The sequence below is a fragment of the Aeromicrobium sp. Leaf272 genome (assembly GCF_001422865.1).
GTDB lineage: Bacteria > Actinomycetota > Actinomycetes > Propionibacteriales > Nocardioidaceae > Aeromicrobium.
Map to the genome: position 1 here is coordinate 112,681 of NZ_LMMY01000016.1, position 24,817 is coordinate 137,497.

Here is a 24,817-nt window from a genome sequence, read left to right on the forward strand (position 1 = left end):
CCTGGTGGTGCGCTGCCGCGGGCGACTGATCCTCCGGTGCGGTGTCGCACGGGTCCTGCCCCGGTGGGTGGAGACCTCTGCGGCAGCGCAGCGGCGGGGCGAGCCGAGGCAGGGCAGCAGCGAGCAGGGCCTCCTCACGCGCTCTCGGCCGCCCGAACCCCGGCGAGCGGGACGGTGATGTGCACGGCGGCGTCGTGCCGCTCCACCCGGGCGACGAAGCCCGCCGCGCCCACGGCACGCAGCAGCATGTCGTTCGATCCCGCGGACACGAACGTGAGGTGCTCGGCGCCCTGCGCCTTGGCGTGCCGTGCGGCGTGCTTGACCAGCAACGTGCCGAAGCCGCGCCCCTGCCAGGCGTCCTCGACCAGCAGCTGGAAGACCAGTCGGTCCTCGAGCGGCTCGAGCACCCCGTGACCCACCAGGTCGAGACCGACCTGGACGACGATCGCGAGGCCACGCTCGGGAGTCACCAGCCGCCGTGCCATCCGCGTCGTCATCGGCATCCGCAGAGGGACCTGGTAGCGGGTGTAGAGGGTGTCGACGCTGCACCGCTCGTGCAGTGCCGCCACGGCCTCGATGTCGGCGAGTCCGGCCAGGCGGACCAGCGGCATCGGGTGGCGGGGCGAGGGTGCGATGAGGGGCACGTCGACGCCGGCGTCGCTCACGAGCGACAGCAGGGCCTGCGCGCGCGCCCGCTCGACCGCGGTGAAGGGGACAGCCCGGCTGATCCGCAGGGCGCTGCCGTTGCGGCGCCGCAGGTCCAGCACGTCGTGGCCCGCGTAGTCGGCCACGTCGGGCGGCTCGGTGGCGAGCAGCTCGGCGAGCACGTCCTCGACGTCACGTCCCTCCTCCAGGACCTGGTGGACGGCGTCCAGGTAGCGCGTCGGCGTGTCCAGCACGGCGTCCTCGTCGGCACGGGTGACCGCGACGGCGGTGCCCCCGGCCTTGACGAAGAGCTCCGCGAGGCCGACGTCGGTCCAGTCGTCGCCGGCCTCCACGACGAACTCGTCGGTGACCGTGGGACGGGTCGAGAAGACCTGCATCCCGACGATGTTCACGTCGGCCTCGCCGCACGCCAGTGCGATCCGGCCCAGCAGACCGGGCCGATCCGGGAACGTGGCCCTGACCCTCCACCTCATCTCGACACCTCCTGCGCCCATGCTGGGCGGCCGGTGTTGCCCGTCGACGTCCGCCGTGTTTCGCCCGGATGTCGGCTGTTCCGGACCGCGGCCGAGGGGTGCCGGCGCGCCGATTTTCACGAGGGCGCGAGGGTTTGCTATCCTGGGGGAGAAGTGGAGGCCCACCTCCCACCTGCTCGATCCGCGGATCGGGGGGTACCTCGGCCGGTACGCCCGGCCGAGCGACGCTGTTCGGTTCGCACCGACGGCGTGCATCGGTGGCCTCCGTCCTGTCGGACGGGGGCCATTGTCGTGGGCCTCCTGGACACAGACCACAGGAGGATCCATCAGCACAGAGCTGCGCGTCAACGACCGCATCCGCGTACCCGAGGTCCGGCTCGTCGGACCCGGCGGTGAGCAGGTCGGCATCGTTCGCATCGAGGACGCCCTGCGCCTCGCTGCCGAGTCCGACCTCGACCTCGTCGAGGTCGCCCCGACGGCCCGCCCCCCGGTGTGCCGCCTCATGGACTACGGCAAGTTCAAGTACGAGGCCGCCCAGAAGGCACGCGAGTCACGACGCAACCAGACGAACACCATCATCAAGGAGATGAAGCTTCGTCCGAAGATCGACCAGCACGACTACGACACCAAGAAGGGTCACGTCGTGCGGTTCCTGAGGGCGGGCGACAAGGTCAAGATCACGATCATGTTCCGCGGCCGCGAGCAGCACCGACCCGAGCTCGGGTACCGCCTGCTGCAGAAGCTGGGCGAGGACGTGGCTGACCTCGGCGTCGTCGAGGCGCACCCGCGCCAGGACGGCCGCAACATGACGATGGTGCTCGCGCCGCTGAAGAAGAAGTCCGAGGCCCAGGCCGAGGTCAAGGCCGAGAAGGCCAAGACCACCGCTGAGAAGACCGCGGAGCGTGAAGCCGAGGCGGCCGCCGACAAGGCGCACCGCGAGGCCCAGAAGAAGACTGCGACGCCGAAGAAGCCCCGGCGTCGAAGCGAGAACCTCGACCCAGACATGGAGGCATGAGATGCCGAAGTTCAAGCCCCACTCGGGCATGAAGAAGCGCGTCAAGATCACCGGCAAGGGCAAGCTCCGTCGCGAGCAGACCGGCCGCCGGCACCTCTTGGAGCACAAGCCCAGCACCCGCACGCGCCGTCTCGACGGCACGGTCGACGTGTCCAAGGCCGACACCAAGATGGTCAAGAAGCTGCTCGGTCGCTGACCGCACCCCACCCGAAGGAGAACCCCTATGGCACGCGTCAAGCGTTCCGTCAACGCGCAGAAGAAGCGCCGCGAGACCCTCGAGCGGGCGTCCGGCTACCGTGGCCAGCGCTCGCGCCTGTACCGCAAGGCCAAGGAGCAGGTCACTCACTCCCTGGTCTACAACTACCGTGACCGCAAGGCCAAGAAGGGCGACTTCCGTCGTCTCTGGATCCAGCGCATCAACGCTGCCGTCCGCGCCGAGGGCCTCACGTACAACCGCTTCATCCAGGGCCTCAAGGCCGCGGGTGTCGAGGTCGACCGCAAGATGCTCGCCGAGCTGGCCGTCAACGAGCCGGCCGCGTTCAGCGCCCTCGTCCAGGTCGCGAAGGACAACCTTCCGGCCGACGTGAACGCGCCCAAGGAAGACGCGACGGCCTGACCGCCCTCGCACCGACGCCCGTGGCAAGCCCCGAGCACACCGTGACCGTCCGCAGCGGACGGATCAAGCGTGCTCGACGGCTTGCCACGCGGCGTTTCCGGGCCGAGACCGGCGAGTTCCTCGCCGAGGGCCCGCAGGCCGTGCGCGAGGCCCTCGCCGTGCCCGACGTGGTGCTCGAGGTCTTCGCCACCGCCGCGGCGCAGGAGAGGCACCCGCTCCTGCACCAGGCGGCCGACGCCGCCTCCGTCACCTGGACGGTGGTCGACGACGAGGTGCTCGCCGAGGTCGCCGACGCCACCACGCCCCAGGGCATCGTGGCCGTGTGCCGCACGGTCGTCAGGGGCCTCGAGGCCGTGCCGGACGAGGCGCGTCTCGTGGTGGTGTGCCACGACATGCGCGACCCCGGCAACGCCGGTGCGGTCATCCGGTGCGCCGACGCCGCCGGCGCGGACGCCGTGGTGCTGTCGGCCGACAGCGTGGACCCCACGAACCCGAAGGCCGTCCGGGCCGGTGCCGGCAGCCTGTTCCACCTCCCCGTCGTGGTCCACCGCGACCACGGCGAGGTGCTCGAGGCGCTTCGGGCACGCGGTCTCCAGGTGCTCGCCACCGACGGCGACGCCGACGTCGACCTCTTCGACGCCGATCGCGAGGGCTCGGGTCTCGACCTGGCCGCCCCGACGGCCTGGGTCATGGGCAACGAGGCCCAGGGACTGCCCGCCGAGGTGCGCGACGCCGCCGACCTCGCCGTGGCCGTGCCGATCCTCGGCCGCGCCGAGAGCCTGAACCTGGCCACCGCAGCCGCGGTGTGCCTCTACGCCAGTGCGCGTGCCCAGGGAGATCGATGACCACCACCGTCCTGCAGTGCTGCCTGAACGGGTCCCGCGACGTCGACGAGCACCCCGGGGTGCCGGTCACCGCCGAGTCCTGCGCGGCCGACGCCGCCGCCGTCGTCGCCGCCGGCGCCCAGGACCTGCACGTGCACCCGCGCACGGGCGACGGACGCGACAGCCTCGAGCCGGCCGACGTCGCGCACTGGGTCGAGGCGGTCCGCGCCGTCGTCGACGTCCCGGTGGGGGTCACCACGGGTGCGTGGGCCTGGACCGGTGGGACCTCGCCGGCCCGCGCCGTGGCCGCGTGGACGGTGCTGCCCGACCACGCGTCGGTCAACTGGCACGAGCGCGACGCCGTCGACCTCGCGGCGGCGCTCGTCGACCGCGGCGTCCAGCTGAGTGCCGGCCTCTGGACCGAGGACGCGGCCCGCGACTGGCTCGCCTCCACGTGGCGCGAGCACACGTCGGTGGTGCTGCTCGAGCTGGCCGACGCCCCCGACCAGCGCGAGACGGCCGAGGCGCTCCTGGAGCTGGTGCGTCCGACCGGCATCCCGGTCCTGCTGCACGGGGAGGGCCGCTCGGCCTGGCCGATGCTGGACCTCGCGGTCGAGCTCGGGGTCTCCACGCGCATCGGGCTGGAGGACGTCGTCGAGGGCCCGGACGGCGAGCACGTCGACGGCAACCTCGCGCTCGTGGAGCTCGCGTCGGCACGCGGCGCTCGTCGCGAGTAGTTCATTCGTACTAGATTCCTTCCATGGACCTCGACGACTTCCCCGACGGCGTGGTCATCGCCGGTGCGGACGGGATCGTCGAGTACGTCAACGGACGCATCGAGAAGATGGCGCGGGCCGCGCCGGGCGAGATGCTCGGGATGCACCTGTCCGACGCCATGCCGTTCGACGACCTGAACGGCAACAGCTGGTACGACTCCACCCACCCCTACGACGGGCTGAACATCCGGAACCGGCTCTCCGAGCAGTCCTGGTACTCGCCGCGGGGCAGCGAGTACCTCGTGACGGCCCGGCTGGTGCGTGACCGGCCCGGCGGCACGGTGGTCAAGGTCATCGCGAGCGTGCGCAACGCGAAGGTGCGCAACCAGCGGGACCGTGAGCGGTCGGACCTGGTGGCCACCGTCGCCCACGAGCTGCGGTCGCCCCTCACGGGCATCAAGGGCTTCACCGCCACCCTCCTGTCGAAGTGGGACCGCTTCTCCGAGGAGCAGCGCCAGTTCATGCTCGAGACGGTCGACTCCGACGCGGACCGCCTCAGTCGACTCATCACCGAGCTCCTCGACGCCGCCCGCATCGACGCAGGCCGGCTCACCCTGCGTCGCGGACCCGTGAAGCTCGACGAGGTCGTCAGGGGAGTCCTGCGCAGCGCCTCGGCCGGTGGTGAGCCCTTCGAGCTCTCCACGATCGGCGAGCCGCACCTGGTGTGGGGCGACGCCGACCGGATGACCCAGGTGGCCACCAACCTGATCGAGAACGCCATGCGGCACGGGCACGGTCTCCGGAAGGTCGTGGTCGAGCACCTGGGCGAGGACGACGCCGTCGCCGGAGGTGGGGGAGCGGTGCTGGAGATCCACGACCAGGGGCCCGGCATCCCCGAGGAGATGCGCCAGCGCGTGTTCAGCCGCTTCTGGCGCTCCGGTCCCGGGGCGGGCAGCGGGCTCGGCATGTACATCGTGCGCGGCATCGTCGAGGAGCACGGCGGCCGCATCGAGATCGGCGATGCCGAGGGTGGTGGCGCCTGCATCCGGGTGTGGGTGCCCGTCAACGAGCCCGACGCCCTGACCGACTGACCCGCCGCGACCGATCCGGGCCCGGCCACCGCGACCCGGGCCGGTCCCGCTGGACGGCCGGCTCACTAGACTGCTCGCGTGTCCGCCCCGAACTCCGACTACGACCCCGTCGAGGTCGCCGCGCTGGGCGAGGCCGAGGTCGCGCGCGTGCGCGACGCCGCCCTCGCTGCGATCGCCGCCGCCGACTCCCTCGACGCGCTCAAGCAGGTGCGCATCGCCCACACCGGCGACCGCTCCCCGCTCGCGCTCGCGAACCGCGAGATCGGCGCGCTCCCGCCGCAGGCCCGCAAGGACGCGGGGCAGCGGATCGGACAGGCGCGCGGGGCCGTCAACCAGGCCCTGGCTGCTCGCTCCACGGAGCTCGAGTCGCTCGAGGAGGAGCGGCGTCTCGCCGAGGAGACCGTCGACGTGACGCTGCCGACCGACGTCGAGCCGATCGGCGCCCGGCACCCCATCACCACCATCCAGGAGCACGTCGCCGACATCTTCGTCGCGATGGGCTGGGAGGTCGCGGAGGGCCCCGAGGTCGAGGCCGAGTGGCTCAACTTCGACGCGCTCAACCTGGGCCCGAACCACCCGGCGCGCACGATGCAGGACACGTTCTGGGTCGAGCCGGAGAGTGCCGCGCTGGTGCTGCGCACGCACACGTCGCCGGTCCAGGCGCGCACGATGCTGACCCGCACCCCGCCGATCTACGTCGTCTGCCCCGGCCGCGTCTACCGCACCGACGAGGCCGACGCCACGCACATGCCGGTCTTCCACCAGGTCGAGGGCCTGGCGATCGACCGCGGACTGTCGATGGCGCACCTCAAGGGCACGCTCGACCACTTCGCCGCCGCGGTCTACGGGCCGGGGATGACCACGCGGTTCCGCCCGTCCTACTTCCCGTTCACCGAGCCGAGCGCCGAGGTCGACCTGCTCTGCTACGTCTGCCACAACGCCGCGGACGCCGTCGCCGACTGCGGCACGTGCCGTGGGGAGGGCTGGATCGAGTGGGGCGGATGCGGGGTCGTGAACCCCCGCGTGCTCGTCGCCTGCGGCGTCGACCCCGAGGAGTACTCGGGCTTCGCCTTCGGCATGGGCCTGGACCGCACCATCATCAGCCGGTACGACATCGCCGACATGCGCGACCTGTGGGACGGCGACATCCGCTTCACCCAGCCGTTCGGAGTTGGTCTGTAGACATGCGTGTCCCTGTGGAGTGGCTGCGGTCCCTCGTCGAGCTGCCGCCTGCCGTGACGACCGAGCAGATCGCCGACCGGCTGACGATGTACGACCTCAAGCTCGAGGAGATCGTGGGCGGCGGCATCACCGGGCCGCTCACGGTCGGGCGCGTGCTCGAGGTGCGTCCCGAGGAGCAGAAGAACGGCAAGACCATCAACTGGTGCCGCGTGGACGTCGGCCCCGAGCGGAACGAGCCGTCGGTGCCCGACGCACCGGGCGAGGACGTCCCCTCGCGCGGCATCGTGTGCGGTGCGCACAACTTCGGCGTGGGTGACCTGGTGGTCGTCTCGCTGCCGGGCACCTACCTGCCCGAGCTGGGCTTCGAGATCGGCTCGCGCAAGACCTACGGCCACGTCTCCGACGGCATGATCTGCTCCACCAGGGAGCTCGGCCTGCCCGACGACGAGACCACCGCCGACGGCATCCTCGTCCTGGCCGAGGGGTCGGCGCAGCCGGGCGACGACGCCGTGGCGCTGCTGGGCCTGGGCGACCAGACCCTCGACCTCGAGGTCAACCCCGACCGCGCGTACGCCCTCAGCCTGCGCGGCGTGGCCCGCGACGCAGCGCTCGCGTTCGACGTGCCGTTCACCGACCCCGCCGACCGCCCGGTGCCTGCGGCCGACGTGCCCGCGTACCCCGTGCGGGTCGAGGACTCCGAGGGCTGCCCGGTCTTCACGACGCTGGTCGTCACGGGCGTCGACCCGACTCGTCCCACGCCCGCGTGGATGGCCCGTCGCATCACCGACGCCGGCATGCGGTCCATCTCCCTGGCCGTCGACGTCTCCAACTACGTGATGCTCGAGCTGGGCCAGCCCAACCACTGCTACGACCGCGACACGGTCCGCGGCGACATCGTCGTGCGGCGCGCACAGGCGGGCGAGACGCTGACGACGCTCGACGACGTCGAGCGCACGCTGACCCCCGAGGACCTCGTGATCGCCGACGACTCCGGTCCCATCGGTCTGGCCGGTGTCATGGGCGGCGCCTCGACCGAGCTCTCGGACACGAGCACGTCCGTCGTCGTCGAGGCCGCGTACTGGGACCCGGTGACCATCTTCCGGGCCGTCAAGCGGCACCGCCTGCCCTCGGAGGCCGCCAAGCGCTACGAGCGCGGCGTCGACCCCGAGCTCACGCTCGTCGGGGCGGCCCGCGTGGCCGAGCTGCTGGTGGAGCTCGGGGGCGGCACCCTGGAGCCCGGCGCCACCGTGGTCGGCGAGCCGCCGGCACGCACGGCCGTCACGGTCCCCGTCGACCTGCCCGCCCGCATCAGTGGCGTGCCGATCTCGGCCGACGACGCCCAGCGCACGTTCGAGCGCAACGGCTGCACGGTCGAGCGGGAGGGCGACGTCCTCCACGTGACCCCGCCCAGCTGGCGCTTCGACCTGAACGACCCCTACGACTTCGTCGAGGAGGCGCTGCGGACCGCCGGCTACGACCAGGTGCCGTCGGTCCTGCCGACGCCCACCGGCGGTCGTGGCCTGACCCGCCACCAGGAGCTGCGTCGGCGCGTGGGCCATGTGCTCGCCGGCGCCGGACTGGTGGAGGTCACCACCCTGCCCTTCGTGGGCGAGGCGGACCTCGACCGGCTCGCGCTCCCCGCCGACGACGTCCGTCGCCGTCAGGTGCGGCTGGCCAACCCGTTGTCGGCGCAGGAGCCCGGCCTCACGACCACGCTCCTCGTCGGCCTGCTCCGCTCGGCCGCGCTCAACGTCGGCCGCGGTCACGAGGCCGTGCAGATCAGCGAGATCGGCCGTGTCTTCCACCCACGCCCCGGCGCTCCCGCAGCGCCGATCTACGGCACGGACCGCAGGCCGACGAGCGACGAGATCGCCGCGCTCGACGCGGCCCTGCCCGACCAGCCGTTCCATGCCGGGTGGGTCCTGGCCGGGGAGCGGGAGCGTTCCGGCTGGGCCGGACCGGGGCGGGCGGCCACCTGGGCGGATGCCGTCGCGGTGGCGCGCCGACTCGCGGACGCCCTGCACGTCGACCTCACGGTCGAGCAGGCCCAGGTCGCGCCGTTCCACCAGGGACGTTGCGCCGCGCTGGTGCTCGACGGGCGCGTGGTCGGGCACGCGGGTGAGCTCCACCCGTCGGTGCTCAAGGAGTACGGGCTCCCGGCCCGGTCGGTGGCAGGCGAGGTCGACCTCGACGCGCTGCTCGCGGCGTCGCCCGAGGTCGGTCCGCGTCCGGACTTCTCGACCTACCCCGTGGCCAAGGAGGACCTGGCGTTCATCGTCGACGCCGGCGTGACGGCCGAGGCCCTGCGCTCCGCGCTCGCCGCGGCCCACGAGGTGGTCGAGTCGGTGCGACTGTTCGACGTGTACACCGGGGCACCGGTGCCCGAGGGGCAGAAGTCGCTCGCCTTCGCAGTGCGGCTGCGCGCCCCGGACCGCACCCTCAAGGATGCCGAGATCGCCGAGGCCCGTGCTGCGCTCGTCGCGGCGGGGGAGTCGCTGGGGGGCGTGCTGCGCTGACGCCCGTCCTGCGGTCGCGTCGGTCTGGGTCGGTCTCGTCCTCCGGCTGCGTCGGCACGGCCTCGCCTGGGCCCGGCCTCCGAAAGGCCTCGACCGATGGCTGGGCGGTGCTCGATCGAGCTCTCGGGATCCGGCCGGGCGCGGTGGATGGGGCGGAGGTAGGTGACGCGCGGAATCGTAGGAGCGGAGGTAGGTGACGCGCCGAATGGGCCTTCAATCGACGCGCCACCTACCTCTGGCGACCAGAATCCGCGTGCCACCTACCTCTGACGGCCGAGAGACCCGCAGCCCGAGAGCTCGGACGGCCCCAGACCGTCCGTCCGGTCGAGGCCTTTCGGAGACCGGGCCACGAAGTGCCGAGGCAGCGCACCCGCAGGCCGGTGAGAGCCGCAGCGGCACCGCGCCCACCCCCACTGCAAGACCTTGCAGACCTGTGCAAGAATGTGAGGCATGTCCAAGGTCCTCACGTCCCTGCCCGTCGGCGAGCGCGTCGGCATCGCCTTCTCCGGAGGGCTCGACACCTCCGTCGCGGTCGCCTGGATGCGCGACAAGGGCGCCGTGCCCTGCACGTACACCGCCGACATCGGCCAGTACGACGAGCCCGACATCTCGGGCATCCCCGGGCGCGCGATGCAGTACGGCGCGGAGCTGGCCCGGGCCATCGACATCAAGAAGCCGCTCGTCGAGGAGGGCCTGGCGGCGCTCGCCTGCGGTGCGTTCCACATCCGCTCCGGCGGTCGCACGTACTTCAACACCACCCCGCTCGGGCGTGCCGTCACCGGCACGCTGCTCGTGCGCGCCATGCACGAGGACGGCGTCGACATCTGGGGCGACGGGTCCACGTTCAAGGGCAACGACATCGAGCGGTTCTACCGGTACGGCCTGCTGGCCAACCCCGCGCTGCGGATCTACAAGCCCTGGCTGGACGCCGAGTTCGTGCACGAGCTGGGCGGACGCACCGAGATGAGCCAGTGGCTGACCGAGCGGGACCTGCCCTACCGGGACAGCCAGGAGAAGGCCTACTCCACCGACGCCAACATCTGGGGCGCCACCCACGAGGCCAAGACGCTCGAGCACCTCGACGTCTCGCTCGAGACGGTCGAGCCGATCATGGGCGTCAAGTTCTGGGACCCGTCGGTCGACATCGACACCGAGGACGTGACCGTCACCTTCGAGGCCGGGCGTCCCGTCGCGATCGACGGCGATACCTTCGGCGGCGACCCCGTGGCCCTCGTGCACGCGGCCAACACGATCGGCGGCCGCCACGGGCTCGGCATGTCCGACCAGATCGAGAACCGGATCATCGAGGCCAAGAGCCGCGGCATCTACGAGGCCCCGGCCATGGCGTTGCTGCACATCGCCTACGAGCGGCTCGTGAACGCGATCCACAACGAGGACACCATCGCCAACTTCCACGCGCACGGGCGTCGGCTCGGGCGGCTCATGTACGAGGGACGCTGGCTCGACCCGCAGTCGATGATGCTGCGCGAGTCGGTGGAGCGCTGGATCGCCTCGCTGGTCACCGGCAGCGTCACCCTGCGGCTGCGCCGGGGCGAGGACTACTCGATCCTCGACACGCAGGGCGAGAACTTCTCCTACCACCCCGACAAGCTGTCGATGGAGCGCACCGACAACGCGGTCTTCGGTCCGACCGACCGGATCGGGCAGCTCACGATGCGCAACCTCGACATCGCCGACTCCCGCGCGAAGCTCGAGATGTACGCCGGTCAGCCGCTCGACCAGGGCCAGGTGCTCGTGGAGAACGGCACGCTCTTCGGCGAGCTCCCCGCCGGTGGTGCGATGCGGATCGAGGCCAACCCGGCGGCCGGGTCCGACACCGAGCAGGCGCTCGACGCGGCCGCCATGGAGCTCGGCACCGACTGACCGACGCGCCCACCCGACCGATCGAACCTGACAAGGTGGACCGATGACGACCTTCACAGCAGCCGTGGCCGGAGCCAGCGGCTATGCCGGCGGCGAGGTGCTGCGGCTCCTCAGCGCCCATCCCGACGTCGAGATCGGTGCGGTCACCGCCGCGTCGAGCGCCGGGTCGCGCCTGGGCGAGCACCAGCCGCACCTGGTGTCGCTCGCCGACCGCGTGATCCAGCCGACCGACGCCTCCACGCTCGGCGGGCACGACGTCGTGTTCCTCGGCCTGCCGCACGGCGAGTCCGGACGCATCGCGGCCGAGCTCGGTGACGACGTGCTCGTCATCGACTGCGGCGCCGACCACCGTCTGGAGAGCGCGGAGGACTGGACCGCGTTCTACGGCAGCGAGCACGCCGGCACGTGGCCCTACGGCCTGCCCGAGCTGTTCGTGGGCACCGGCCGCCAGCGTGACCACCTCGCCGGTGTCCGCCGCATCGCCGTCCCCGGCTGCAACGTCACCGCCGTGACCCTCGGCCTGCAGCCGGCCGTCTCCGCCGGGATCGTGGCGGCCGACGACCTCGTGGCGGTGCTCGCCAACGGCTTCTCCGGCGCCGGCAAGGCGCCCAAGGCCCACCTGCTCGCCTCCGAAGGATTGGGTGCCGCCTCGCCCTACGGCGTCGGCGGTGTGCACCGGCACGTGCCCGAGATCGTGCAGAACCTGACGAAGGCCGGCGGCGAGGGCGTGACGATCTCGTTCACCCCCACGCTCGTCCCGATGGCCCGCGGCATCCTCGCCACGTCCACGGCGCGGCTCGCCGACGGCGTCGACGCGGCTCGGGTGCGGGCCGTCTACGAAGAGGCCTACGGCGGCCCGGGCCAGGGCGAGCCGTTCGTCCACCTGCTGCCCGAGGGCCAGTGGCCCACCACGGCCGCGACGCTCGGCGCGAACACGGCGCAGCTGCAGGTCGCCGTCGACGAGGCAGCCGGCCGGCTCGTCGTGACGAGCGTCATCGACAACCTGGTCAAGGGCACCGCCGGCGGCGCCATCCAGTCCATGAACCTCGCCCTGGGTCTCCCCGAGACCACGGGCCTGACGACCACGGGGGTCGCACCATGAGCGAGCGTCAGCTGGGGGCACCACCCTGCACGGAGCGAAGCGGAGTGCTTGGGGGCGTGAACGAGGAGCACCTCATGCCGGCACTCTCGTACCGTGCTCTTCCTTCGGGGGTGGCGGCATGAGCGTGACGCGTGCGCAAGGCTTCCGGGCAGCCGGCGTGGCTGCCGGCCTGAAGTCCACCGGCGCGCCCGACGTGGCGCTGGTCGTCAACGACGGCCCGTCGACCGCCGCTGCCGCCGTCTTCACGAGCAACCGCTGCCGCGCGAACCCCGTGATCTGGAGCGCCGAGGCGATCCGCACCGGGTCGGCACGGGCCGTCGTGCTCAACTCCGGCGGAGCGAACTGCTACACCGGCGCGGAGGGGTTCCAGCTGACCCACGCCACCGCCGAGCTGGTCGCGGAGCTCCTGTCCGACGGGGGTTCCGGGCCGCGGGCGGAGAACGGCGCCGTCGGGGCCATCGACGTGCAGGTGTGCTCGACCGGCCTGATCGGTCTGCTGAACGACCGCGACGACCTGCTGGCCGGCGTGCGCGCGGCGCACGCCGAGCTGTCCGACGACGGGGGAGCGGCGGCCGCGACGGCGATCATGACCACGGACTCGGTCTCGAAGCAGGCCGCGGCGGAGGGCAGCGACGCCGAGGGGCGGACCTTCACGGTCGGCGGCATGGCCAAGGGAGCCGGCATGCTGGCGCCGGCCCTGGCGACCATGCTCGTGGTCGTCACCACCGACGCCGACGTCGACGCCGCCACGCTCGACACCGCGCTGCGCGGTGCGACGCGGGTGACCTTCGACCGGCTCGACTCCGACGGCTGCCAGTCGACCAACGACACGGTGCTGCTGCTCGCCAGCGGCGCCTCGGGTGCGACGCCTTCCGTCGAGGCGCTCACCGAGCAGGTCACGGCGGTGTGCCACGACCTCGCGCTGCAGCTGCTGGCCGATGCCGAGGGTGCCGACCACGAGATCGCCATCGAGGTCCTCAACGCCGCGACCGAGGACGACGCTGTCGAGGTCGCGCGCTCGGTGGCGCGCAGCAACCTGTTCAAGACGGCGATCTTCGGCAAGGACCCCAACTGGGGCCGCATCCTCGCCTCCGTCGGCACGACCGACGCGACGTTCGACCCCGCCGACCTCGACGTCGCCCTCAACGGAGTCTGGGTGTGCCGCGACAGCGGACCGGGCGAGTCCCCCGACGCGGTCTCGCTCGAGGACCGCGCCGTGACGGTCACGATCGACCTGAAGTCGGGCGAGAGCACTGCCACGGTCTGGACCAACGACCTGACGCACGCCTACGTGCACGAGAACTCGGCCTACTCCTCCTGAGGACCACCATGACGACACCCGACGACACCCCCCAGACCGACGACGCCACCCAGGCCGACGCCGAGCCCGAGGCCGGTCACAGCCGCGAGGAGTGGCAGGAGCACACCGAGAAGGCCGCCGCCCTCGCCGGCGCCCTGCCGTGGCTGAAGCGCTACCACGGCAAGGTCGTGGTGGTGAAGTACGGCGGCAACGCCATGACCGACGAGTCCCTCAAGCAGGCGTTCGCGGAGGACATCGTGTTCCTGCGCCTCGCCGGCTTCAAGCCGGTCGTCGTCCACGGCGGCGGACCGCAGATCAGCTCCATGCTCGACCGGCTCGGCATCGAGTCCGAGTTCCGCGGTGGCCTGCGGGTCACCACGCCGGAGTCCGTGGACGTCGTGCGCATGGTCCTCACCGGCCAGGTCGGACGTGAGCTCGTCGGCCTGCTCAACCGGCACGGCGCCCTCGCGGTCGGCCTCTCCGGCGAGGACGCCGGTCTGTTCACCGCGACGACCACCCGTCCGGTGATCGACGGTGTCGAGACCGACATCGGACTCGTCGGCGAGGTCACCCACGTGCGCCCGGAGGCCGTGCAGGACCTCATCGACGCCGGGCGGATCCCGGTCGTCTCCACCGTCGCGCCCGACGCGTCGGGCCAGGTCCACAACGTCAACGCCGACACCGCGGCGTCGGCCCTGGCCGTCGCGCTCGGCGCCGAGAAGATGCTCGTGCTCACCGACGTGGAGGGGCTGTACCGGGACTGGCCCGACAGCACCGACGTCATCGGCGAGATCTCCCCGGAGGCGTTGCGCGAGATCCTCCCGGGGCTCGCGTCGGGGATGATCCCCAAGATGACGGCCTGCCTGAAGGCCGTCGAGGGCGGCGTCAAGGGTGCCACCGTGGTCGACGGCCGCGAGCCGCACGCCGTCCTGCTCGAGATCTTCACCGACGAGGGCGTCGGCACCCAGGTGCTGCCCGGCGTCGAGACCCGCATCCGTACCGCGCTGTACTCCACGAGCGCACCGAAGGAGCCCTCGTGACCGGACAGCAGGACCAGACGTCGGCCCGGGCCGACCTCCCCTTCGCCTCGCAGGGTCGCCCCGAGAGCGGCGACTCCTGGACCGAGCGCTACCGCGGCGCGGTGATGAACACCTTCGGCGACCCCCAGCGGGTGCTCGTGCGCGGTGAGGGCAGCACGGTCTGGGACGTCGACGGCAACCACTACCTCGACCTGCTCGCGGGCATCGCCGTCAACGCCCTCGGACACGCCCACCCGGCGATCGTGAAGGCCGTCACCGAGCAGCTGGGCACCCTCGGCCACGTGTCGAACTTCTTCACCACCGAGCCGCAGGTGCGCCTCGCCGAGCGCCTCGCCGCCCTGCTCGACGCGGGCGACGGCGTTCCCGTGCGCACGTTCTTCGCCAACTCCGGCACCGAGGCCAACGAGGCCGCCTTCAAGGCGACCCGTCGCACGGGCCGCACCACGGTCGTCGTGGCGGAGGGCAGCTTCCACGGCCGTTCGATGGGCGCGCTCGCGCTCACGTCGAAGGCCGCCTACCGCGAGCCGTTCGAGCCGCTGCCCGGCGACGTGCGCTGGGTGCCCTACGGCGACGCCGAGGCCCTGTCCGCAGCGGTCGACGACACCGTGGCCGCCGTGCTCCTGGAGCCCATCCAGGGCGAGGCGGGCGTCGTCGTGCCGCCCGACGGGTACCTGGCGCACGCCCGCGCCGTCACGCACGAGCACGGCGCGCTGCTGTGGATCGACGAGGTGCAGACCGGTGTCGGGCGCACCGGCGCGTGGTTCGCGTTCCAGGAGTCCGGCATCGTCCCCGACCTCGTGACGCTGGCCAAGGGTCTCGGCGGCGGGTTCCCGATCGGTGCGTGCATCGGCGTCGGCGAGGCCGCCACGCTCCTCGGTCCGGGCAACCACGGCACGACGTTCGGCGGGAACCCGGTGGCCTGCGCCGCGGCGCTCGCAGTGCTCGACACGATCGAGGCCGATGGACTGCTCCAGCACGCCGTGGCGCGAGGCGACCAGCTGGCGTCCGTGCTCGAGCAGCACCCCCGGGTCGTCGAGGTCACCGGCCGCGGCCTCATGCGCGGCGTGGTGCTCACCGAGCCCCGCGCGGCCGACGTGCAGAAGGCCGCACTCGACGCCGGGCTCGTCCTGAACGCACCCACGCCCGACCGGCTGCGCATCGTCCCGCCGCTCGTGCTCACCGAGGCCGAGGCGGCCCACGCGGCGACGACGCTGTCGGCGGTGCTCGCGGAGGTGCTGGCATGACCCGCCACCTGTTGCGCGACGACGACCTGACGCCCGCCGAGCAGGCCGAGGTGCTGCAGCTCGCGCTGCGGATGAAGGCCGAGCCCTTCGCCCACCGACCGCTCGAGGGCCCGCGGTCCGTCGCGGTGGTCTTCGACAAGTCGTCCACCCGGACCCGCGTCTCGTTCTCCGTCGGCGTGGCCCAGATGGGTGGGCACTGCGTCATCCTCGACGCGGCCACCACCCAGGCTGGCCGGGGCGAGCCGGTGGCGGACACCGCCCGGGTGCTGGGCCGCATGGTCGACGCCGTCGTGTGGCGCACGTACGCGCAGGCGGGCCTGGAGGAGATGGCCCGGCATGCCGGCGTGCCCGTCGTGAACGCGCTGAGCGACGACTTCCACCCGTGCCAGCTGCTGGCCGACTGGCTCACCGTGCTCGAGCACAAGGGTCCGCTGGCAGGCCTGACGGTGGCCTACGTCGGGGATGGCGAGAACAACATGGCCCACTCCTACGTGCTGGGCGGTGCCGTGGCGGGCATGCACGTGCGGATCGGTGCGCCCGACGGGTACGCGCCGGCCGCGCACGTCGTCGCGGACGCCGAGAAGGTCGCCGCGTCCACCGGGGGATCGATCCTGCTCACCGACGACCCCGCCGAGGCCGTCGCCGGTGCCGACGTCGTCATCACCGACACCTGGGTCTCCATGGGCCACGAGGCAGAGAAGGCCGAGCGGCAGGCGATCTTCGGTCCGTACGCCGTCACGGGTGCGCTGCTCGAGCACGCCGACCCCGACGCGATCGTCATGCACTGCCTGCCGGCCTACCGCGGCCTCGAGATCGCCGAGGACGTGCTGGAGGGACCCCGCAGCGTCGTGTGGGACGAGGCCGAGAACCGTCTGCACGCTCAGAAGGCGCTGCTCGCCTTCCTGCTGGAGCGGTCCTGAGGAGCGCGTGGCCGTGAGCATCCCCGACACCAAGCCCGCGCGCCAGCGGCTCATCATCGACCTGCTCGGGCGGACGGCGGTGCGCTCGCAGGCCGAGCTGGTCGCGCTGCTGCAGGAGCACGGCGTCACGGCGACGGCCTCCACGGTCTCGCGCGACCTCGTCGACCTCGACGCCGTCCGCGTGCGCAACTCCGCGGGAGCGCTGGTGTACGCCGTGCCGGCCGAGGGGGGCGACCGCACACCGCGCGCGGCCGAGGACGGGCCGGCGTCGCAGCAGCGCCTCTCGCGGTTGCTGCGCGAGCTGCTCGTGTCGGCCGAGGCGTCGGCCAACCTGGTCGTGCTGCGCACGCCGCCCGGCGCGGCGCAGTTCCTGGCCTCCGCCGTCGACCACACCGGGCAGGCCGACGTGCTGGGCACCATCGCCGGCGACGACACGGTCATGATGATCTGCCGTGACCCGGACGGCGGCGCCGCCGTCGCGGCCCGGTTCACCGAGCTCGCCGAGCTCCCCACCGACACCCGATCCACGAGCGAGGGGACACCATGAGCGACACCGACGACGACCTGACCCGCCCAGCCGCGGGCGACGACGCCGGAACGGGAGACTCCCGCCTGTGGGGCGGTCGCTTCGCCGGCGGCCCGTCGCCGGAGCTGACCGAGCTCTCGCGCTCGACGCACTTCGACTGGCGGCTCGCTCCGTACGACCTGCGTGGCTCGCGGGCGCACGCCCAGGTGCTGCACGCCGCAGGCCTGCTGACCGACGACGACCTGGCCGCGATGCTCCAGGGGATCGACGCGCTCGACGCCGACGTCGCCTCGGGCGCGTTCACGGCCGACCCGGGTGACGAGGACGTGCACTCGGCGCTGGAGCGCGGGCTCGTCGAGCGACTCGGGCCCGATCTCGGCGGACGCCTGCGGGCGGGTCGCTCCCGCAACGACCAGGTCGCCACGCTGTTCAAGATCTACCTGCGCGAGCACGCCCACCGGATCGGCGACCTGCTCCGGGACCTGGTGACCGCCCTGGCGGACCAGGCCGAGCAGCACCTCGGTGCGCCCATGCCGGGACGCACCCACCTGCAGCACGCCCAGCCGGTCCTGCTGTCGCACCACCTCCTGGCGCACGCGTGGCCGCTGGTGCGCGACCTCGACCGCCTCGCCGACTGGGACGACCGCGTGGCCGACGACTCGCCGTACGGGTCGGGCGCGCTGGCCGGGTCCTCGCTCGGGCTGGACCCCGAGAAGGTCGCGGCGAGCCTGGGGTTCACCGGCTCCACCGCCAACTCGATCGACGGCACGGCCGCACGCGACTTCGTGGCGGAGCTGGCCTTCGTCCTCGCCCAGGTGGGTGTCGACGTCTCCCGGCTGGCCGAGGAGATCATCCTCTGGAACACCAAGGAGTTCGACTTCGTCACGCTCGACGACGGGTACTCGACGGGGTCGAGCATCATGCCGCAGAAGAAGAACCCCGACATCGCCGAGCTCGCCCGCGGGAAGGCCGGTCGGCTGATCGGCAACCTCACCGGGCTGCTGGCCACGCTGAAGGCCCTACCGCTGGCCTACAACCGCGACCTCCAGGAGGACAAGGAGCCGGTCTTCGACTCCGTCGACACCCTCGAGGTCCTGCTGCCCGCCTTCACCGGCATGGTCCGCACGCTCACGTTCCACACCGAGCGCATGGCCGCCCTGGCTCCCAAGGGGTTCGCGCTGGCCACCGACGTCGCCGAGTGGCTCGTCCGTGAGGGTGTGCCGTTCCGCGTCGCGCACGAGCTCTCGGGGGCGTGCGTGCAGGAGTGCGAGCGCCGAGGGATCGAGCTGTGGGACCTCAGTGACGACGACTTCGCCCGCATCTCGCCCCACCTCACGCCCGGCGTGCGCAGCGTCCTGTCGCTCGAGGGCTCCATCTCCTCGCGAGACGGCCGCGGCGGCACCGCGCTCGTCCGGGTCACGGAGCAGCTCGCCGAGGTCCGGGCGCGGGTGGCGCAGTGACGGCCCCGCGCTTCCCGCTCGTCCGGTTCCGCGAGGGGTACGACGCGGGGGAGGTGGACGCCTTCCTCGCCGACGTCGAGCCGAGGGTGACCGGCCGAGCGGACGGCTCGGTCGCCGCCCTGATCCGCGAGGCGCGCTTCACCCCCGTGCGACTCCGCCAGGGCTACGACATGGGCGCCGTGGACGCCCACCTCGACGCACTGCACGCCCGGGCGGAGCGGGGCTCGCCCCGCGCCTGATCGAGGTCCCGCTCGCCGGGTCCACGTCGTTCACCGACCGTTCACGGGGGTCCGGCAGCATGCGCGGGTGCTCGACAGCGTGAGGGTCCCGGCCACGTTCCTGCGGTCGGGCCGCGCCGCACCTCCTCGGACCCTCGTGGACGTCCTGACCGCGACGGCCGACGCCCACGGCAGCGAGCCCGCCCTCGCGTGCGGCGACGTCGTGCTGACCTACGACCAGCTGCTCGAGACCGCCGGTGCCCTCGCGGACGAGCTGGGCTCGGTCGGTGTCGGCCGCGGAGCCCGGGTCGGGGTGCGCGTGTCCTCGGGGACGACGGACCTGCACGTCGCCATCCTGGGCGTCCTCCTCGCGGGGGCGGCCTACGTGCCGATCGACGTCGACGACCCGCCGGAGCGCGCGGCCACGGTGCTGCGCGAGGCCCAGGCCGACGCGGTCGTGACCGACGGCCTCGTCGTGCGCCGCCTCCGGGACGAGGTGCGCGGGTCCGGCGCGGTCGAGCCGCCGCGGCTCGAGGACGACGCCTGGATCATCTTCACGTCGGGCTCCACCGGCACGCCGAAGGGCGTCGCCGTCACGCACCGCTCCGCCGCTGCGTTCGTCGACGCCGAGTCGGTGCTGTTCTGCCAGGACGCCCCGCTCGGTCCCGGCGACCGCGTGATGGCCGGCCTGTCCGTCGCCTTCGACGCCTCCTGCGAGGAGATGTGGTTGGCGTGGGGGCACGGCGCGTGCCTCGTCCCTGCGCCGCGCTCGCTCGTCCGCAGCGGCGCCGACCTCGCCCCGTGGCTGGTCGCCAACGACGTCAGCGTGGTGTCCACCGTGCCCACCCTCGTGCTCATGTGGCCGCCGTCGGCCCTCGACGCGGTCCGGCTGCTGATCCTCGGCGGCGAGGCGTGCCCACCGGAGATCGGCGAGCGCTTCGCCACCGCCGAGCGCGAGGTGTGGAACACGTACGGACCGACGGAGGCCACGGTGGTGGCGTGCGGCGCGCGCCTGCAGCCCGGCGAGCCCGTGCGCATCGGACTGCCGCTGGAGGGATGGGACCTCGCGGTCGTCGACGACCAGGAGCAGCCCGTGCCGCCGGGGGAGACCGGGCAGCTCGTCATCGGCGGGGTCGGGCTCGCCCGCTACCTCGACCCCGAGAAGGACGCCGCCACCTACGCGCCGATGCCCTCGCTCGGCTGGGAGCGCGCCTACCGCAGCGGTGACCGCGTCGTGCTCGACGAGGACGGTCTGCTCTTCGCCGGACGGGCCGACGACCAGGTCAAGATCGGCGGCCGTCGGATCGAGCTGGGCGAGGTGGACAACGCGCTGCTGGCCCTGCCCGGCGTCGAGGCGGCGGCTGCGGCCGTCCGCCGCTCGGAGGCCGGCAACAGCGTGCTCGTGGGCTACGTGGTGGCCGACGCGGGCTTCGACGCCAAAACCTCCCGGCCGCTGCTGCGCGAGCGGCTCCCTGCCGCGTCCGTGCCGCGGATCGCCGTCGTCGACGCGATCCCCGTCCGCACCTCGGGGAAGGTCGACCGCGACGCGCTGCCGTGGCCGCTGGAGTCGACGACGACCACGGCCCTCGACGGGACGGCCGCGCTGGTGGCCGACGCCTGGACCCGGATCCTCGGCTCGGCCGTCGGCGGGCCCGGCGACGACTTCTTCGAGGCCGGAGGGTCGAGCCTGACGGCGGCCCAGCTCGTGGCCCGGTTGCGCGAGACACACCCGGAGGTGACCGTCGCCGACGTGTACGAGGCCCCGACCGTGGGTGCGCTCGCCGCCCGGCTGGACACCCTGACGACCCCGGCGGTCGTGCAGGCGCGCGAGGTGCGTCCCGTGCCGCGCCGGTCCGCGCTCGCCCAGCTGCTGCTCCTGCTGCCCCTGCGGGCGCTAGGCGGGCTCGTCTGGATCGCCTGGCTCCTCGTCGGCGTCCAGGTGCTCGCGGTCGGCACCGGCGCACCCTGGTGGCCGGAGCCGGGCTGGCCGGCGGCGGCCTGCGCGGTCCTGGTGCTGCTCCCGCCCGTGCGGGCGCTGCTGGCCGCAGGGCTGGTGCGGCTCCTGCTGCGTCCGCTCACGCCCGGCACCCATCCGCGTGGCGGGCGTGTCCACCGTCGACTCTGGGCCGCCGAGCGCGTCGTCGAGGAGCTGCGCGTCGGGTCGCTCGCCGGCGTCGGGGCGCTCAGCCTGTTCGCGCGCCTGCTCGGCGCCAAGGTGGGGGAGGGCGTCGACCTGCACGCCATGCCGTCCCTCACCGGGCTGCTGACCCTGGGGCGCGGATCCACCGTCGAGCCGGAGACGGACCTGTCGGGCCACTGGGTCGACGGCGACCGGTTGGTCGTCGGCCCGGTGCGCGTGCGGGCCGAGGCGCGCGTCGGTGTCCGCAGCACCCTGGGTCCGGGTGTCGTGGTCGGACGGGGCGCCGAGGTCGGCGCGGGGTCCACGGTGCTCGCGGACGTCCCCGACGACGTCTACGTCTCGGGCGCGCCGTCCGTGCGCGTCGGGGAGGCGCGTGGTCCGGCCGAGCGTCACACGGCCCCGCGCCGGCGCGGCTGGCCCACCGCCTACGCGCTCACCGGGGCGGCCCTGTCGGCCGTGCCGGTGGTCGCGGTCGGGCTCACCGCGGTCGCCGTCGTGGGTGCGGCCTGGACGGTCGGCGGCCGGCCGGACGGCCTGGTCGCGGCGCTCACGCAGCTCGCCCTGCTGCTCCCGCTCGTGGCGGTGCTGTCCCTCCCGGTGCTGGCCGGACTCGTGTGGGCCGTCGTCAGGCTGGCCTCGCGCGGGGTGGTCGCGGGGGTGCACCCGATCCACGGCCGAGCCGCGTGGAGCGCCTGGACGGTGCTGCGCGTGCTGGACAGTGCCCGCGAGTGGCTGTTCCCGCTGTACTCGAGCAGCCTGACCCCGGCGTGGCTGCGGGCGCTCGGCGCCGACGTCGGTCGCGACGTCGAGGCCTCGACGGTCCTGATGCTGCCGACGCTCACGTCGGTCGGTGACGGTGCCTTCCTCGCCGACGACACGATGCTCGGCATGTACGAGCTGGGAGGCGGCTGGCTGCGCGTCGAGCAGGTCAAGGTCGGCCGGCGTGCCTTCGTCGGCAACTCCGGCATGGCCGCACCCGGCCGGAAGGTCCCCGCCCGCGGCCTCGTGGCGGTGCTGTCGGCGGCACCGCGGCGCGCCAAGGCGAAGAAGGGGTCCTCCTGGCTCGGGAGCCCGCCCACCAAGCTGCGGCGGGTCGTCGGCGACGTCGACGAGGGCCGCACCTACGAACCGGGCCGACGTCTGCGCGTCGCGCGGGGCGCCCTCGAGCTCTGCCGAGTGCTGGCCGTCGTGGCGTCGGCCGCGCTCGGCCTCACCGCCGCCGCTGCCCTCCTGATCGTGGCCGACACCGCGGGCTGGTGGCCGGCCGTGCTGGTGGCCGGCCCGGTGCTGCTGGTCGTGGGCCTCGTCGCGGCCGCCGTGGCGACGGCGGCCAAGTGGATCCTGGTGGGCCGCGTCCGGGCCACCGAGCACCCGCTCTGGAGCGGGTTCGTGTGGCGCAACGAGCTGGCCGACACGTTCGTGGAGGTCGTGGCCGCGCCGTGGTTCTGCCGATGGGCCCTCGGGACCGCGGCGCTGCCGTGGTGGCTGCGCAGCCTCGGCGCCCGGGTCGGACGCGGTGTCTGGTGCGAGACGTACTGGTGGCCCGAGCCCGACCTGGTGACGGTCGGCGACGGTGCGACGGTCAACCGGGGGTGCGTGGTGCAGACCCACCTCTTCCATGATCGGATACTCAGCATGGACGAGGTGCGGCTGGATGCAGGGGCCACGCTCGGCCCCCACGGCGTGGTGCTTCCTGCTGCGCGGATCGGGCGCCACGCCCGCGTCGGGCCGGGATCGCTGGTGATGCGCGGTGAGCACGTCCCGGCCGGGACCAGCTGGGTCGGCAACCCGATCGGGCCCTGGACCGACGCGACGGCACCCGCGTGAAGCGCGGCTCCGGCGACGGATCCGTCGACGAGCGCTACGTCCCGCACCACGGCGACCCGACGTACACGGTCACGCACTACGACCTCGTGGTCGACTACGTGCCCGAGTCCAACCGCCTGACCGGCACCGCCGTCCTCCAGGTCCGGGCCGTGGAGCCGCTGCGGCGGCTGCGTCTCGACCTCAACGACCTGCGCGTGCAGAAGGTGCTGGTCGACGGCGTCCGCGCCACGTACCGGCAGCACCGGGCCTGGGTGTCCGTCGAGGTCGGCCACGAGCTGGCCGCCGGCGAGGAGGCCGAGGTGCTCGTCGCCTACGGCGGCCGTCCGCACCCCATGCGAGGCCTCGACGGCGACGCCGGCTGGGAGGAGCTGGAGGAGGGATCGATCGTGGCGTCGCAGCCGCACGGCGCGCCCTCGTGGTTCCCGTGCAACGACCTGCCGTCGGTCAAGGCGCCGTTCCGGATGGAGCTCTCGGTGCCGCAGGCCTTCAGCGTCGTCGCCAACGGCCTGCCGGGGGAGACCCGCCGCACCGCCGGACGCACGGTCCAGGTCTTCGACCAGCCCGAGCCCATGGCCACCTACCTCGCCACGGTGCACGTGGGCGACTTCGTCCAGGTCGACCAGGCCACGTCGCCGGTGCCCGTGGGCATCGTGGTCCCGCCCGACCGCCGCGAGCAGGCCGTGGCCGCGCTCGCCGACCAGCCGGCGATGGTGGCCTACTTCCACGCCGTCTTCGGGCCGTACCCGTTCGGCCGCTACCTCGCGGTGGTGACGCCCGACGACCTCGAGATCCCGCTCGAGGCGCAGGGACTCTCGATCTTCGGGCCGAACCTGCTGCACGACGGCTGGGACGCCCAACGGCTCATCGCGCACGAGCTGGCCCACCAGTGGTTCGGCAACAGCGTCACCCTCGGCCACTGGAACGACATCTGGCTGCACGAGGGCTTCGCCTGCTACGCCGAGTGGCTGTGGTCGGAGGAGTCCGGGCGCGAGAGCGCCGACGAGCAGGCCGCGCACCACCACGCGAGGCTCGCCGAGAAGGACCAGGACCTCCTGCTCGCCGACCCGGGCCCGGACCTCATGTTCGACGACCGCCTCTACAAGCGCGGCGCCCTCGCCCTGCACGCCCTGCGCAGGACCGTCGGCGACGACGCGTTCTTCGACGTCCTGCGCACCTGGACCGACCGGTTCCGGTACTCCAACGCCACCACGGCCGACCTCGAGCAGGTCGTCACCGACGTCACCGGCTCGCCCCGCACCGACCTGTTCGACGCCTGGGTGAGAGGCACCGACCTCCCGGACCTGCCGTGAGCGGCACGGACGACGTCGGCGCACGGGCCGTGGGCCTGCTGGGACGTGAGCTACACGGGCACGACGTGACGGTGCGCATCACCGAGGTCGAGGCCTACGGGGGCGTGCTGGACCCCGCGTCGCACGCCTACACCCGGACGGAGCGTTCGGAGATCATGTACGGCCCGCCCTGGCGGCTCTACGTCTACCGGTCCTACGGGATCCACTGGTGCGCGAACATCGTGACCGGTCCGACGGAGCAGGCCGCCGCGGTGCTGGTGCGGGCCGGCGAGGTCGTCCACGGCACGGACGTGGCGAGACGGCGACGGGGCGAGGTGGCCGATCATCGGCTCGCCCGCGGACCGGGGAACCTGGCCCGGGCCCTGGGCATCAGCGCCGCGGACCTGGGCAGCGACCTGCTGGACCCGTCGTCGGGCGTGCACCTGGGGCCGGAGCGCGGCGTCGAGATCGACGTGGCGCAGGGGCCGCGCGTGGGCGTGGCGAAGGCGGCCGACGTGCCGTGGCGGTTCTGGATCGCGGGGGACCCGACGGTCTCGGCCTACCGGCGTTCCCCGCGTGCCCCGCGGCCGTGATCGAGGACGGTCCTGCCGGGTTCTGCTCGCGTCAGTGACCGAGGCGCTCGAGCAGCCGGTCGAGGGCGACGAAGGCCCCGACGAAGATCGCGCTGACGACGGACCAGCCGGCGTGCGGACGCGCGACGACCTGCGTCCGGGGGAGCGTGGCGACGGGCTGCATGCGGTGAAGCCT

Annotated in this window: 22 protein-coding genes; 20 read left to right on the forward strand and 2 right to left on the reverse strand. The window is 73.1% G+C overall.

Going from position 1 to position 24,817, the window contains the following annotated elements:
* Positions 1-134 precede the first annotated feature (134 nt).
* On the reverse strand, positions 135-1,139 hold the full coding sequence (locus ASF38_RS16790) for a GNAT family N-acetyltransferase (protein WP_056577582.1): 1,005 nt from the start codon (positions 1,137-1,139) through the stop codon (positions 135-137).
* Between the two features lie 286 nt (positions 1,140-1,425).
* Between ASF38_RS16790 and infC the strand changes: the two genes are divergently transcribed.
* From infC to ASF38_RS16890, 20 genes are all read left to right on the forward strand, one after another.
* The gene (gene infC, locus ASF38_RS16795; protein WP_055970373.1) at positions 1,426-2,154 is read left to right on the forward strand and encodes a translation initiation factor IF-3; all 729 of its coding nucleotides are present in this window, start codon (positions 1,426-1,428) and stop codon (positions 2,152-2,154) included.
* A gap of 1 nt (position 2,155) precedes the next feature.
* The gene (rpmI, locus tag ASF38_RS16800) at positions 2,156-2,350 is read left to right on the forward strand and encodes a 50S ribosomal protein L35 (RefSeq protein WP_055970371.1); all 195 of its coding nucleotides are present in this window, start codon (positions 2,156-2,158) and stop codon (positions 2,348-2,350) included.
* 27 nt (positions 2,351-2,377) lie between these two features.
* On the forward strand, positions 2,378-2,770 hold the full coding sequence (rplT, locus tag ASF38_RS16805) for a 50S ribosomal protein L20 (RefSeq protein ID WP_055970368.1): 393 nt from the start codon (positions 2,378-2,380) through the stop codon (positions 2,768-2,770).
* A gap of 41 nt (positions 2,771-2,811) precedes the next feature.
* Positions 2,812-3,615, forward strand: a complete 804-nt coding sequence (locus ASF38_RS16810) for an RNA methyltransferase (protein ID WP_235492994.1) — start codon at positions 2,812-2,814, stop codon at positions 3,613-3,615.
* On the forward strand, positions 3,612-4,331 hold the full coding sequence (locus ASF38_RS16815; RefSeq protein ID WP_056554978.1) for a 3-keto-5-aminohexanoate cleavage protein: 720 nt from the start codon (positions 3,612-3,614) through the stop codon (positions 4,329-4,331). The genes ASF38_RS16810 and ASF38_RS16815 overlap by 4 nt, the downstream gene beginning before the upstream one ends.
* Positions 4,332-4,354: 23 nt before the next feature.
* On the forward strand, positions 4,355-5,401 hold the full coding sequence (locus tag ASF38_RS16820; RefSeq protein WP_056554976.1) for an ATP-binding protein: 1,047 nt from the start codon (positions 4,355-4,357) through the stop codon (positions 5,399-5,401).
* A 78-nt stretch (positions 5,402-5,479) separates the two neighbouring features.
* On the forward strand, positions 5,480-6,583 hold the full coding sequence (pheS, locus tag ASF38_RS16825) for a phenylalanine--tRNA ligase subunit alpha (protein WP_055970361.1): 1,104 nt from the start codon (positions 5,480-5,482) through the stop codon (positions 6,581-6,583).
* Positions 6,584-6,585: 2 nt separating this feature from the next.
* Positions 6,586-9,099, forward strand: a complete 2,514-nt coding sequence (gene pheT, locus ASF38_RS16830; RefSeq protein ID WP_056577585.1) for a phenylalanine--tRNA ligase subunit beta — start codon at positions 6,586-6,588, stop codon at positions 9,097-9,099.
* A 450-nt stretch (positions 9,100-9,549) separates the two neighbouring features.
* Complete coding sequence (gene argG, locus ASF38_RS16835; protein ID WP_055970358.1) at positions 9,550-10,983, forward strand: argininosuccinate synthase; 1,434 nt, start codon at positions 9,550-9,552, stop codon at positions 10,981-10,983.
* A 43-nt stretch (positions 10,984-11,026) separates the two neighbouring features.
* Entirely contained in the window at positions 11,027-12,085 is a 1,059-nt protein-coding gene (gene argC, locus ASF38_RS16840) for an N-acetyl-gamma-glutamyl-phosphate reductase (protein ID WP_056554967.1), read from the forward strand.
* Positions 12,086-12,203: 118 nt separating this feature from the next.
* Positions 12,204-13,406, forward strand: coding sequence for a bifunctional glutamate N-acetyltransferase/amino-acid acetyltransferase ArgJ (gene argJ / locus ASF38_RS16845; RefSeq protein WP_055970354.1), 1,203 nt, complete (start codon positions 12,204-12,206; stop codon positions 13,404-13,406).
* An 8-nt stretch (positions 13,407-13,414) separates the two neighbouring features.
* On the forward strand, positions 13,415-14,425 hold the full coding sequence (argB, locus tag ASF38_RS16850) for an acetylglutamate kinase (RefSeq protein WP_082480847.1): 1,011 nt from the start codon (positions 13,415-13,417) through the stop codon (positions 14,423-14,425).
* Positions 14,422-15,669, forward strand: a complete 1,248-nt coding sequence (locus tag ASF38_RS16855) for an acetylornithine transaminase (protein ID WP_082480848.1) — start codon at positions 14,422-14,424, stop codon at positions 15,667-15,669. The genes argB and ASF38_RS16855 overlap by 4 nt, the downstream gene beginning before the upstream one ends.
* Complete coding sequence (argF, locus tag ASF38_RS16860; RefSeq protein ID WP_055970352.1) at positions 15,666-16,589, forward strand: ornithine carbamoyltransferase; 924 nt, start codon at positions 15,666-15,668, stop codon at positions 16,587-16,589. Before ASF38_RS16855 ends, argF begins: the two co-directional genes overlap by 4 nt.
* 7 nt (positions 16,590-16,596) lie before the next feature.
* Positions 16,597-17,136 carry an arginine repressor gene (locus tag ASF38_RS16865; RefSeq protein WP_055970349.1) on the forward strand — a complete coding sequence of 180 codons (540 nt, stop codon included), beginning with the start codon at positions 16,597-16,599 and terminating at the stop codon, positions 17,134-17,136.
* Positions 17,133-18,575: an argininosuccinate lyase gene (gene argH, locus ASF38_RS16870; protein ID WP_082480849.1), complete on the forward strand. Its 1,443-nt coding sequence runs from the start codon at positions 17,133-17,135 to the stop codon at positions 18,573-18,575. Before ASF38_RS16865 ends, argH begins: the two co-directional genes overlap by 4 nt.
* Positions 18,572-18,814, forward strand: coding sequence for a DivIVA domain-containing protein (locus tag ASF38_RS19440; RefSeq protein WP_055970347.1), 243 nt, complete (start codon positions 18,572-18,574; stop codon positions 18,812-18,814). The genes argH and ASF38_RS19440 overlap by 4 nt, the downstream gene beginning before the upstream one ends.
* A 67-nt stretch (positions 18,815-18,881) precedes the next feature.
* Complete coding sequence (locus ASF38_RS16880) at positions 18,882-22,760, forward strand: Pls/PosA family non-ribosomal peptide synthetase (protein ID WP_056577589.1); 3,879 nt, start codon at positions 18,882-18,884, stop codon at positions 22,758-22,760.
* A complete protein-coding gene (locus tag ASF38_RS16885; protein ID WP_056577590.1) occupies positions 22,757-24,070 on the forward strand; it encodes a M1 family metallopeptidase in 1,314 nt (437 codons plus the stop codon). The genes ASF38_RS16880 and ASF38_RS16885 overlap by 4 nt, the downstream gene beginning before the upstream one ends.
* Positions 24,067-24,642, forward strand: coding sequence for a DNA-3-methyladenine glycosylase (locus ASF38_RS16890; protein ID WP_056577591.1), 576 nt, complete (start codon positions 24,067-24,069; stop codon positions 24,640-24,642). Before ASF38_RS16885 ends, ASF38_RS16890 begins: the two co-directional genes overlap by 4 nt.
* A gap of 31 nt (positions 24,643-24,673) precedes the next feature.
* On the opposite strand, the gene ASF38_RS19485 is transcribed toward ASF38_RS16890, so the two are convergent.
* Complete coding sequence (locus ASF38_RS19485; protein WP_255353835.1) at positions 24,674-24,805, reverse strand: hypothetical protein; 132 nt, start codon at positions 24,803-24,805, stop codon at positions 24,674-24,676.
* Between the last annotated feature and the right edge of the window lie 12 nt (positions 24,806-24,817).